Source organism: Pseudomonas sp. BT-42-2, assembly GCF_025847435.2.
Classification (GTDB): domain Bacteria; phylum Pseudomonadota; class Gammaproteobacteria; order Pseudomonadales; family Pseudomonadaceae; genus Aquipseudomonas; species Aquipseudomonas urmiensis.
In genome coordinates, this window is the sequence record NZ_JAOYTM010000016.1 from 187858 (window position 1) to 199544 (window position 11687).

At 63.7% G+C, this 11687-nt stretch carries 13 protein-coding genes; 8 read left to right on the forward strand and 5 right to left on the reverse strand.

Annotation, left to right across the window (positions count from 1 at the left end):
- Window positions 1-7: 7 nt before the first annotated feature.
- Both OIU19_RS20310 and OIU19_RS20315 read right to left on the reverse strand, forming a co-directional pair.
- Entirely contained in the window at window positions 8-1177 is a 1170-nt protein-coding gene (locus OIU19_RS20310) for an MFS transporter (RefSeq protein ID WP_264236526.1), read from the reverse strand.
- A gap of 13 nt (window positions 1178-1190) precedes the next feature.
- A complete protein-coding gene (locus OIU19_RS20315; RefSeq protein WP_264236527.1) occupies window positions 1191-1493 on the reverse strand; it encodes a helix-turn-helix transcriptional regulator in 303 nt (100 codons plus the stop codon).
- A gap of 154 nt (window positions 1494-1647) precedes the next feature.
- Here OIU19_RS20315 and OIU19_RS20320 point away from each other — a divergent pair, with 154 nt between their 5' ends.
- Window positions 1648-2217: an ACP phosphodiesterase gene (locus OIU19_RS20320; protein ID WP_264236528.1), complete on the forward strand. Its 570-nt coding sequence runs from the start codon at window positions 1648-1650 to the stop codon at window positions 2215-2217.
- 196 nt (window positions 2218-2413) lie between these two features.
- Here the strand turns inward: OIU19_RS20320 and OIU19_RS20325 are convergent, their stop codons facing one another.
- Both OIU19_RS20325 and olsB read right to left on the reverse strand, forming a co-directional pair.
- The gene (locus tag OIU19_RS20325) at window positions 2414-3202 is read right to left on the reverse strand and encodes a lysophospholipid acyltransferase family protein (protein WP_264236529.1); all 789 of its coding nucleotides are present in this window, start codon (window positions 3200-3202) and stop codon (window positions 2414-2416) included.
- Window positions 3202-3957 (reverse strand): L-ornithine N(alpha)-acyltransferase, encoded by a 756-nt coding sequence (gene olsB / locus OIU19_RS20330; protein ID WP_264236530.1) that lies wholly within the window; start codon window positions 3955-3957, stop codon window positions 3202-3204. The genes OIU19_RS20325 and olsB overlap by 1 nt, the downstream gene beginning before the upstream one ends.
- Before the next feature lie 135 nt (window positions 3958-4092).
- Between olsB and OIU19_RS20335 the strand changes: the two genes are divergently transcribed.
- The 6 genes from OIU19_RS20335 (at window position 4093) to OIU19_RS20360 (ending at window position 8906) form a co-directional block, all read left to right on the forward strand.
- Entirely contained in the window at window positions 4093-4980 is an 888-nt protein-coding gene (locus tag OIU19_RS20335; RefSeq protein ID WP_264236531.1) for an acyl-CoA dehydrogenase family protein, read from the forward strand.
- A gap of 42 nt (window positions 4981-5022) precedes the next feature.
- A complete protein-coding gene (locus OIU19_RS20340) occupies window positions 5023-6111 on the forward strand; it encodes a serine hydrolase (protein ID WP_264236532.1) in 1089 nt (362 codons plus the stop codon).
- The gene (locus OIU19_RS20345; RefSeq protein WP_264236533.1) at window positions 6108-6404 is read left to right on the forward strand and encodes an amidase; all 297 of its coding nucleotides are present in this window, start codon (window positions 6108-6110) and stop codon (window positions 6402-6404) included. Before OIU19_RS20340 ends, OIU19_RS20345 begins: the two co-directional genes overlap by 4 nt.
- A 44-nt stretch (window positions 6405-6448) precedes the next feature.
- Window positions 6449-7030: a YceI family protein gene (locus OIU19_RS20350; RefSeq protein WP_264236535.1), complete on the forward strand. Its 582-nt coding sequence runs from the start codon at window positions 6449-6451 to the stop codon at window positions 7028-7030.
- Between the two features lies 1 nt (window position 7031).
- The gene (locus tag OIU19_RS20355) at window positions 7032-8189 is read left to right on the forward strand and encodes a phosphatidylserine/phosphatidylglycerophosphate/cardiolipin synthase family protein (protein ID WP_264236536.1); all 1158 of its coding nucleotides are present in this window, start codon (window positions 7032-7034) and stop codon (window positions 8187-8189) included.
- Between the two features lie 138 nt (window positions 8190-8327).
- Complete coding sequence (locus OIU19_RS20360; protein ID WP_264236537.1) at window positions 8328-8906, forward strand: DJ-1/PfpI family protein; 579 nt, start codon at window positions 8328-8330, stop codon at window positions 8904-8906.
- 69 nt (window positions 8907-8975) lie between these two features.
- Here the strand turns inward: OIU19_RS20360 and OIU19_RS20365 are convergent, their stop codons facing one another.
- Window positions 8976-10499 carry a fumarate hydratase gene (locus OIU19_RS20365; RefSeq protein WP_264236538.1) on the reverse strand — a complete coding sequence of 508 codons (1524 nt, stop codon included), beginning with the start codon at window positions 10497-10499 and terminating at the stop codon, window positions 8976-8978.
- Between the two features lie 250 nt (window positions 10500-10749).
- Between OIU19_RS20365 and OIU19_RS20370 the strand changes: the two genes are divergently transcribed.
- Window positions 10750-11670 carry an iron-sulfur-binding ferredoxin reductase gene (locus tag OIU19_RS20370; protein ID WP_264236539.1) on the forward strand — a complete coding sequence of 307 codons (921 nt, stop codon included), beginning with the start codon at window positions 10750-10752 and terminating at the stop codon, window positions 11668-11670.
- Window positions 11671-11687: the final 17 nt, after the last annotated feature.

Sequence of the window (11687 nt, forward strand, 5' to 3'; positions counted from 1 at the left end):
GCAAGGATCAATGGGAAGCAGTGGCCAGTTCGGCGTCGCCACCGCGCTGGCTGAAAGCGATCAGGGTGACGATCAACGCCAGCAGCGCCAGGGCCGCTGCGGCCAGCGGCACGCGGGTCAGGCCCAGGCCATGGGCGATGACGCTGCCACCGACCCAGGCGCCCAAGGCATTGCCCAGGTTGAACGCGCCGATATTCAGGGTCGAGACCAGATTCGGTGCGGCCTTGCCGTAGCTGACCACGTTGACCTGCAAGGCCGGCACTGCGGCAAACGCGGCAGTAGCCCAGAGGAACAGGGTGATCTCGGCCGGCACCAGGGCGCTGCTGGTCCAGCTCAGCGCGGTGGACACCACGGCCATGGCGGCGAACACGCCGACCAGGGTGGCGCCTAGGCGGCGGTCAGCCAGCTTGCCACCGAGGATGTTGCCCAGGGTCAGGCCCAGGCCGATCAGCAGCAGGGTCCAGGTCACCCCGCGTGGCGAGACGCCGGTGACATCACCGAGCAGCGGCGCGACATAGGTGAACAGGGCGAACATCGAGGCGGCGAACAGCACGGTCATGCTCAGCGACAGCCAGATGCCGATACCCTTGAGGGCGGCAAGCTCAGCGCGCATGTCCACCGCTTCTTGCTGACGTTGCAGCGGTAGGAAGCGCACCAGGCCGATCAGCGCGATCACGCCGATACCGGTGACTGCCCAGAAGGTCGAACGCCAACCCGCCACCTGCCCCAGCGCCGTGCCCAGCGGCACACCAAGCACGTTGGCCAAGGTCAGGCCGGTGAACATCAACGCCACGGCCGAGGCGCGGCGATTGGCTGGCACCAGGCTGGCGGCGACCACCGAGCCGATACCGAAGAACGCACCGTGACACAGCGCGGTGACCACACGGGCGAACATCAGCAGGTTGTAGTCGCTGGCCACTGCACACAGCAGGTTGCCGACGATGAACACGCCCATCAGCGTCACCAGTGCGGCTTTACGCGGCAGGCGGGCGGTGGCCAGGGCCATGAACGGCGCGCCGATGGCCACGCCCAGGGCGTAGCCGGTCACCAGCCAGCCGGCACCAGGGATCGACACACCCAAATCCAGCGCCACCTCGGGCAGCAGGCCCATGATGACGAATTCGGTGGTGCCGATGGCGAAGGCGCTGAGCGCCAGGATCAAGAGGGGAAGCGGCATTGCAAGGTCCTTTTCAGAGCTCTTGGCTCATTTGCTTGAGAAACGCCTGGATGGTGTCCTCGTTGCGTTTGAAGAAGTGCCACTGACCGATCTTCTGGCTGCTGATCAGGCCGGCACGCTGCAACGTCGCCAGGTGCGCAGAGACGGTCGACTGCGACAGGCCGCAGCGTTGGTCGATCTGCCCGGCACAGACACCGTGTTCGGTGCTGTGGTGCTGGTCGGGGAATTGCGCCGCCGGGTCTTTCAGCCAGCTAAGGATGTCTCGCCGTACCGGGTGGGACAGGGCTTTTATTATTTCGTCGAGATCGAGAGGCATAAGAGGGGCTCGGGATGTGTAGCGGTATATCGCGATGGGGCGAAATATAAATCGGTATTTCGCGATATACAAATATGAAGAGGTTCTGAGCACAGCGCCAATCGCTATATCGCGTTATAACGATATGCCTGCGGCCAGTGCTAGACTGGGCGCCATGAACTACCTCGCACACTTGCACCTGGGCGGCCAGCAGCCGCAGCAATTGCTCGGCAGCCTGTATGGCGATTTCGTCAAAGGCGGCTTGCAAGGGCGCTTTCCACCCATGCTTGAGGCGGCGATTCGGCTGCACCGGCAGATCGACAGTTTTACCGACAGCCACCCGCTGGTGCTGGCGTCACTGGCGCGTTTTCCGCGTGAGCGGCGGCGTTACGCCGGGATCGTCCTGGATGTGTTTTTCGATCATTGCCTGGCGCGGCATTGGCAGGACTATGCCGAGCAGCCATTGGCGCAGTTCACCCACGGGTTCTATCAGGTGTTGCTGGCCGAGCCTGAGCTGCCGGGGCGCTTGGCGCAGATTGCGCCGTTGATGGCGGCGGATGATTGGCTGGGGGCGTATGGGGATTTCGCGACGCTGGAGCAGGTGTTCAAGGGCATCGCCCGGCGCTTGTCGCGGCCTGAGGGGATGGCGGGAGTGATGGGCGAATTGGACGAGTTGTATGAGCCGTTACTGGCGGACTTTCGTGAGTTTTATCCGCAGTTGCAGGCATTTGCGGCTGGCCGTTGATGATGTGTCAGCAGACCCCCCTCTTCGCGGGCAAGCCCGCTCCCACAGGTACGGCGTTGCCCTCGGGTTCAGAGCGGTCCTTGTTGGAGCCCACAGGTACGGCGATGCTCCTGGGTTCGCCGCAGGACCCTGTGGGAGCGGGCTTGTCGGGGCGCCGAACCGCCGCGAAGAGGCCGGTACTGATTTCAACAGACCATCAGGCCGCACGTGCCTGTCGACGAGGCGCCATCTCGATTTCTTCAGCACCGAACAGTGCTATATGAATGGCCTGCTGCGCCTGTAAGGCCAGGACCGCACGTTCTTTTTCCAGGCTGTCGATCGGTGGCAACAGGTGAATCTGCACCTGCCCACGCGGCTGAGCAAACAAACGCATCAAGTGCGACAGCAGGTCATCATCGCCAATGAACGGCGCGATCGAGTCGACCTCACCTTCACGCAAGTACTGAATCGCCACCGGCTGCACCGGCGTCCCCTGGTCAATCGCACCCGCCAGCAGGCGGCCATGGAAGGTGCGCAAGCTGCGCCCATCGGTGGTGGTGCCTTCAGGGAAAATCAGTAAAGGCCGCTGCTGAGCCAATTGCGCGCTGATCTGCTCACGCAGGCATTGGCCATCACCACCGCCGCGGCGAATGAACAACGTCCCGGCTTTCTCTGCCAGCCAGCCCGCCAATGGCCAGTGACGCACCTCGGCCTTGGACAGAAATGACAGCGGGGTGAGCATGCCCAGCAGCGGAATGTCAGTCCAGGACACGTGGTTGCCGATCCACAACATGGGGCGTTGCGGTAACTCGCCGATCACCTGCACCTCAAAGGGCAGGGCGGCGACCAGCCGTTGCATGAAAAACTGGCTCCAGCGCTGGCGTCGCTCGATCGACATCTCCAGCCCCAGGCGTTCGCGTACAGCCGCCACGCTAGCCATGCCAGCGCCGAGCAACAGCACCATCAGCAACCGGGCCAGGCGGGCGATCACCCGCAGCCGCAGCATCAGACCGCTGCCTTGAAGTGGCGGGCGTAGCGCGGGCAGAGATCGTCGCGCTTGAGCAGGATGAACACGTCGGCGACTTGGAAGTCTTCGTCCCAGCAGGGCTCGCCGCAGATCTTCGCGCCCAGGCGCATGTAGGCCTTGAGCAATGGCGGCATCTCGGCGATGACATTGTTCGGCAGGGCCAGGCTTGGCAGCGGCTTCTTCGGCTCGGCGCGCAAGTGTTCGGTGCACAGGTAGCGCTCACGCAGGCGCTGCATGATGGCGTGGGCCTGCACGCCGCCGTCCTGCATGGGAATGCTGGCGCAGCCCATCAGGTAGCTGTAATGGCCTTCGTTGAGGACTTCGGCCAGCTCGCCCCAGAGTACCGCAATGGTGCCGCCGTTGCGGTACTCGGCGGCGACGCAGGTGCGGCCCAGTTCGAGAATCGGGCCTTGCAGCTGCAGCAGGCCATGCAGGCTGAATTCTTCTTCGCTGTAGAAGCGACCCAGGCTGCTGGCGGCCTGGTGGTCGAGCAGGCGGGTGGTGGCGACCAATTCGCCCGTAATCAGGTCGCGTACGCCAATGTGGCGGCAGTGGATATCGTAGTCATCCATGTCCAGGCCCTGTTCGGCGCCTTTGAGCTTGGCCTTGAATTCGGCGCTGAACACCTTGAAACGCAGGGCCTGTGCTTCCTGCAGGGCCGCAGCGCCGACCAGGCGTTCGGCTTGCAGACGGCGTTCAGTGCTGTTGTCGCCAGAGCGAGCGATCCGAGTCATTACGAGTCTCCATAAGCCAGCCATTAAGGGTTGCGGCCGGTCGGCTTTGTTGTGCAAAGTCAGCCTAGGTACGCCTGGTGTCACCTCGGTTAATCTTTGGTGATGCTTGCGTGACAGCCTTTTAAGGAGCGTCTGATGGCCTGGTTGCAACGACTTAACGACCCACTACGCCAACCCCTGGCCGCCAGCCTTGGGCAAACCTATGCCGCCCAGCTCGAACGCCTGGGCACCGTTGCGCCGTTCGAATTGGCGGTGCTCGGCGGGCGGGCCATGGCCACCCCGGGGCTGGCGTTCCTGATCGGCTATCAGGCGGCCTTGCGCGTGCTCTGGCCCAGCGCCCCGGCCGCGCTCGGCGCGTTGTGCGCCACCGAGCGGCGCAGCGTGCGTCCGGCAGATATGCACAGCCGCCTGGAGGGCTTGCGTGTGACCGGGCGCAAGGACTTCGTCACCGCCGGGCTCGAAGCTGAATGGCTGCTGGTGGCGGCGCGTTGCGAAGCTGCGGGCGAGTCTGCTCAGTTGAAGCTGGCGGTGGTTTACCCAGGTGAGCCGGGGGTAACCCTGGAGGCGTTGCCGACCCTGCCGCTGATGCCCGAAGTCGGCCATGCTCGCCTGACCTTGCAGCACGCCGCCTGCGAGCTGCTGGCAGGCGATGGCTGGGACGCCTACGTCAAGCCGTTTCGTTCTCTGGAAGATCTGTATGTACTGGCCGCCCTGGTGGCCTGGTTGTACGGCGTCGGCCAGGAAAGTGCCTGGCCCCAGGCGTTGCAGCTACGTCTGCTGGGCCTGCTCGGCGGCTGCGCTGAAGGTAGCCGGCAGTGCGCCGACAGTGTGGGCTGCCATCTGTTGCTAGGCGGCCTGTTCGCCCAATTCAACGCCTTGCGTGGCGAGCTCGACCAAGCCTTGGCCGCAGGGCCTGAGCAGTGGGCGCAGTTGTGGCAGCGCGACCAGGGCGTGCTGGCCCTGGCCACTGCCGCACGGGATAAGCGCTTGGCCAAGGCCTGGGCCGCCATCGGACTGTCATGAAACGCTGCCAGGCTCGCCTGATCGTAGATGAGAGGGCGGGGCATGCGCGTGTTTCGCGGTGGGCTGTGGCTGCTGTCGCTGCTGGCCTGTGCGGCGCCAGCGCAGGACTGGCCTGTACCTGACTGGCAAAGCCAACCTACTGCCATCGACTGGCGGCCCGTCGACGACTATGCCTTCCCCGAACGCAACGAGACCGAGCGCAGTGGCGTGCGTAGCGATGCACTGCTGATCATTCGTGATGGCCGCATCCTGTATGAGCGCTACTACGCGCCGACTGCAGCCAATACCTCGCACTTGACTTGGTCGGTGAGCAAAAGCGTGCTGGCCACGCTGCTCGGCGTAGCTTATGGCCAACAGCGGTTCCGGCTAGAAGATCAGGCAGCGCGCTTCTACCCACCTTTGGCCAAGCACCCTGAGCTGCGCCTGGTCGATCTTTTACACTGGGCAAGCGGCCTGGCCTGGCAGGAGGATTACGAATACGCCCCGCTGAAATCTTCGGTGGTGGCCATGCTCTATACCCGCGGTCGCCAGGATATGGCGGCCTACACGGCGGCAATGGCTGCTGACCAGGCGCCAGGCCAACGCAGTCGCTATTCCAGCGGCGACAGCAACCTGCTGGTCGCTGCCTTGCGCGGGATGCTCGACCCGCAGCAGTACGCCAGTTATCCCTGGCAAGCGCTGTTCATCCCGCTGGGCATCGACAGTGCCGTGTGGGAACGCGATCGCGCCGGGACCTTTGTCGGCTCCTCCTATCTGTACCTGAGCGCCCGCGACCTGGGACGCATCGGTTTGCTGATGCTCCGGGAAGGTCGGTGGCAAGATCGGCAATTGCTACCCGTCGATTGGGTCGCCTTCAATCGAGCACTGTTTGCTCATGCGCAAGCTATCGAGGGTGAGGCCAACCCCGGCGGCCACTGGTGGCTCAACCGACCAGTGCCGGGCCATCCGCCACCCTGGCCGGACGCCCCGCAAGATGTGTACGCCGCGCTCGGCCACTGGGGGCAGGCGCTGTATGTACTGCCGAGCCAGAAACTGGTGGTGGTGCGCTATGGCGATGATCGCGATCGCAGCTACAGCCACAACGCGTTGCTCAAGCGGGTCCTGGCGGCGGTGGCTGGGGAGGGTAGATGAGGCGCGTGCTGTGGCTGTTAGTTGCCCTGCTGCTGGCGTGGGCCTGGCATGAGCGGCAAGCGCTAGCGGACTTCCCGGGGATTCTCTCAGCCTACTCGGCCAAGGAGTACTGCTCATGCCGCTTCGTCATGGGCTTGGACGAGCACTACTGTCGAGTTTATGTGCAGCAGTACCTGCCGCTCACTCGCCTGCAAGAGGACAGCGCCACCCGTTTGGTTATCGCCGAGGGCCTTGGCCGCAGCAATCAAGCCGCTTGGCAGGGCCCGCGTGAGGGCTGCCGCTTGCTGCCGTGAAGGCGGGCGAGTAAGGTTGAACGCTTTGTTTCACAGGATTTTCCATGTTCAAGTTTGCCCGCCTCCTGCCTGCCCTGCTGCTGGCTTTGTGCCTGCCCGCTCACGCCAACTGGCACCTCGACGGCGAGTCGTCGCGCTTGTCATTTGTCACAGGCAAGAATGGCGACACCATCGAGGTGCATCGCTTCCTGGTGCTGCATGGCAAGGTCGACCGCAAGGGCACGGCAGGGCTGAGCATCGAGATGGATTCGGTGAGCAGCGGCATTCCACTGCGCGACGAGCGTATGCGCGATGGCTTGTTCGAGTTCGAGCGCTTCCCCGAGGCCACGGTCAAGGCGCAGATCGATCTACGCCCGATCAACGACCTGGCTGACGGTGCGCAGATCGAGTTGCGCTTGCCGGTCACCGTCACCCTGCACGGCCAGTCGCACAGCTACAACGCCCTGCTGCTGGCCACCCGTCTGGATGAGCGGCGTTTCCAGGTGGTCACCCTCGAACCGCTGATCCTGCGCGCCAGTGATTATGGTCTGTTGCCGGGCCTTGAGAGCCTGCGCAAATTTGCCAAGCTCAACTCGATCAACCCGTCGGTGCCGGTCAATGCGGTGCTGATCTTCACCGCCCGCTGACATGCCGGGGCCGGTCTTTCCCTGGCGCGATGGCAACCAGTTCGAACTGCTGATCGACGGCCCCGCGTTTTTTCCGCGCATGGTCACGGCGATCGTGCGCGCCCAGCACCAGGTTGACCTGGAGTTGTACCTGGTTGAGGCCGGTGCCTGTGCCGAGGCGGTAGTCGACGCGCTGGAGCAGGCAGCACGGCGAGGCGTGCGGGTGCGCTGCCTGTTCGATGACTATGGCTCATTGGCGTTTACCTCGGCACTGCGCGAGCGCTTGCTCAGCGCTGGGGTGCTGCTGCGCTGGTACAACCGGCTGAACTGGCGTCGCGGTTTTCGCAATCTTTATCGCGACCACCGCAAGCTACTGCTGGTCGATGAGCGCTGGGCGGTGGTGGGCGGGACCGGGGTCACCGATGAGTTCTGGACCCCGGACGCCGATGCCAGCGAATGGCACGAAGTGATGGTGCAGATGCAGGGGCCGATCGTCAGTGACTGGCAACTGTTGTTCGATCGCCAATGGCACGCCAACAACCGCCGCACGGCCTGGCGCCCGCCTGAGGGCTTCGGTCTGCCGCGCTTGCCGAAAGTGCCGGCGCAGGGTCAGGGCATGGGCCGGGTGGCCTACGCCGATGCCCGCCAGCACCGCGACATCCTCCATTCGCTGGTACGTGCGCTGAACAGCGGCCAGCGCCGGATCTGGCTGGCGACGCCGTATTTCCTGCCGACCTGGAGCGTGCGCCGCTCCCTGCGCCGGGCGGCGTCACGCGGGATCGATGTGCGTCTGCTGCTGACCGGCCCGCGCACCGATCACCCGTCGGTGCGCTATGCCGGTCATCGCTACTATCCGCGCTTGCTCCGCTCAGGGGTGCGCATCTTTGAGTATCAGCCGTGCTTTTTGCACCTGAAGATGGTGCTGATCGACGATTGGGTCAGCGTCGGCTCGTGCAACTTTGACCATTGGAACCTGCGCTTCAATCTGGAGGCCAATGTCGAGGCGCTCGACCCGCCCTTGACGGCGGCGGTGTCGGCCAGCTTCGAGCGGGATTTCCTCCTGAGCCAGGAGGTCGACCTGGATCACTGGAATGCGCGCCCGCTCTGGCGCCGGGTCAAGCAACGGGTGTGGGGATGGCTGGATCGGTTGGTGGTGTTGTTGCTCGATCGGCGCAGCTGAGCGCGGTTTTACCAGCTATCGTTGGCGTTCCTGCTGGCTTATTTAATGTGTCTGCACCAGCCTCTTCGCGGGCCTGTGGGAGCGGGCTTGCCCCGCAATGAGGCCGGCACAGACACCCCAAACAGAGAGGTGCTTGCAATGACGGCAAAGAAAATTCTCATGCTGGTGGGCGACTACGTCGAGGATTACGAGGTAATGGTGCCGTTCCAGGCCCTGACCATGGTCGGCCATACCGTGCACGCAGTCTGCCCGGAAAAAATCGCCGGGCAGACCGTACGCACGGCGATCCATGACTTTGAAGGTGAGCAGACCTACAGCGAAAAACCCGGGCACAACTTTGCCCTGAACTTTGATTTCGTTCAGGTGCGAGCAGAAAGCTACGATGCCTTGGTGATCCCCGGTGGGCGTGCGCCTGAGTACCTGCGGCTGAATGAACAGGTGCTGGCTTTGGTCAAGGCGTTCGATCAGGCCAACAAACCGATTGCAGCGGTCTGTCACGGTGCCCAGCTTCTAGCTGCTGCCGGTGTGCTGGAGGGCCGGGAGTGCAGTGCCTATCCTGCCTGCGCGCCTGAGGTAAAGTTGGCTGGCGGCACGTTCATCGATATCGCGGTGGATCAGGCCCATGTCGAGGGCAATCTGGTTACGGCGCCCGCCTGGCCGGCACATCCTGCTTGGTTGGCGGCGTTTCTCAAGGTGCTCGGGACCAGGATTTCCTGACTGGCCGGCAGATCGCGATCAAAAAAACCGCCCATGTAGGGCGGTTCTTCTATACCCAGCGAAGTGGAGTTACTTAACTTCTACCGCCAGGCTTTCAGCGATCTTGCTCTGCCACAGTGCGGGACCGGTGATGTGCACCGACTCACCGTTGCTGTCCACCGCGACGGTGACCGGCATGTCCTTGACCTCGAACTCGTAGATCGCTTCCATGCCCAGTTCGGCAAAGGCCAGCACCTGCGATTTACGGATCGCTTGAGCTACCAGGTAGGCAGCGCCGCCAACGGCCATCAGGTACACGGCCTTGTTGTCCTTGATCGCTTCGATCGCGGTCGGGCCGCGCTCGGACTTGCCGATCATGCCCAGCAGGCCAGTTTGCTCAAGGATCTGGCGAGTGAACTTGTCCATCCGCGTTGCGGTGGTCGGGCCGGCTGGGCCAACCACTTCGTCACCGACCGGATCGACTGGGCCGACGTAGTAGATGAAACGGCCTTTCAGATCGACCGGCAGCTCTTCGCCACGGTTGAGCATTTCGACCATGCGCTTGTGCGCCGCATCGCGGCCAGTGAGCATCTTGCCGTTGAGCAGGATGGTCTCGCCCGGCTTCCAGCTGGCGACTTCTTCTGGGGTGATGTTGTCCAGGTTGACCCGGCGGGCGCTTGGACCGGCTTCCCAGACGATTTCCGGGTAGGCGTCCAGCGACGGCGCTTCCAGCTCGGCGGGGCCAGAACCGTCGAGCACGAAGTGAGCGTGACGGGTGGCGGCGCAGTTAGGGATCATGCACACCGGCAACGAGGCGGCGTGGGTTGGGTAGTCCATGATCTTGACGTCGAGCACGGTGGTCAGGCCGCCCAGGCCCTGGGCGCCGATGCCCAGTTGGTTGACCTTGTCGAACAGCTCCAGGCGGATCTCTTCGATGCGGTTCTGCGGGCCACGGGCCTTGAGCTCATGGATGTCGATGGATTCCATCAACACTTCCTTGGCCATGACCGCGGCTTTCTCGGCGGTGCCGCCGATGCCGATGCCGAGCATCCCAGGCGGGCACCAGCCAGCGCCCATGGTCGGCACGGTCTTCAGGACCCAGTCGACGATCGAGTCGGATGGGTTGAGCATGGCCATTTTCGACTTGTTTTCCGAGCCGCCGCCCTTGGCTGCGACATCGACTTCGACCTTGTCGCCAGGAACGATCGAGTAGTGGATGACGGCCGGGGTGTTGTCCTTGGTGTTCTTGCGAGCACCGGCCGGGTCGGCCAGGATCGAGGCGCGCAGGACGTTTTCAGGCAGGTTGTAGGCGCGACGCACACCTTCGTTGATCATGTCGTCGACGCTCAGGGTGGCGCCGTCCCAACGCACGTCCATGCCGACGCGCACGAACACGGTAACGATACCGGTGTCCTGGCAGATCGGGCGGTGGCCTGTGGCGCACATGCGCGAGTTGATCAGGATCTGGGCGATCGAATCGCGCGCAGCAGGCGACTCTTCACGCAGGTAGGCCTCGTGCATCGCCTGGATGAAGTCGACGGGGTGGTAGTACGAGATGAATTGCAGGGCGTCGGCAACGCTCTGAATCAGGTCGTCTTGCTTGATCACGGTCATGCAGCGCGCTCCTCTTAAAGACGGGAACATTCGTAAAGGCTTTCCGACGCTGCACACCTGCGCGTCGAAACGCCTGGCAAGGCGTCGGCAGGTCAGGCCGACGCAAAAAAGGCGCGGCAGTATAGCGTGCATCGGTGGGCGAAACACCTGCGGGTGGTCTGGACCATGGTCGGCAAGCGACGGGCACCCTTTTTGCTGGCGCTGCCCGCTTGCCTTAGAGTGGCGCTGTAGACCCGGAGAAATGATGACCATGGCTGAACTCAGTGTCGGCGAGCGCCGCTGGACGGTGCCTTCTGGCAGCAACCTGCTCGATGCCTTGAACGAGGCGGGGTTGAATGTGCCCTACAGCTGCCGCGCCGGCAGTTGTCACGCTTGCCTGGTACATTGCCTGGAGGGGCAACCGGCGGATGCCTTGCCCGAAGCCCTGGCACTGGAAAAACATGCACAGGGTTGGCGCCTGGCCTGCCAGTGCCGGGTAGTAGGCGACTTGCGCGTGGCGGTGTTCGACCCGCTGCAGGATGGTATTCCCGCGCAGGTCTGCGCGATGGACTGGTTAGGTGATGTGTTGCGCTTGCGCCTGCGGCCCGAGCGGGTGCTGCGTTACCAGGCCGGCCAGCATGTGGTGCTGTGGAACGGATCGGTCGCGCGGCCTTATTCGCTGGCAAGCCTGCCGGGTGAAGATGATTTTCTCGAGTTTCATATCGACTGCCAGCGGCCAGGGGCTTTTTGCGACAAGGCCCGTGGGCTGCAAGTGGGTAATGTGTTGCGCCTGGGCGAGCTCAGAGGCGGGGCGCTGCACTACGACCCCGATTGGCAGGCGCGACCGCTCTGGTTGCTGGCGGCGGGTACAGGGCTTGCGCCATTGTGGGGCATCCTGCGGGAGGCTTTGCGGCAGGGGCATCGGGGTGAAATCAGGGTGATGCATGTGGCGCGTGACCACGCAGGGCATTACCTGGCCGAGACGCTGGAGGCTATTGAAGGGGTGGCTGTCGAGCGGGTGCTGGCGCAGCAGCTGGATGAAGCACTGACGGCATTGCGGCCGTCGTCACGGCAGACCGTGGCGCTGGTGTGCGGCTCGCCGGGGAGTGTGGAGCGGTTTGCGCGGCGGCTGTTTATTGCGGGGGTGCCGAGGAATCAGGTGTTTGCCGATGTGTTTGTCGAGCATGCCTGATTTTTTGCGGTGTTCAT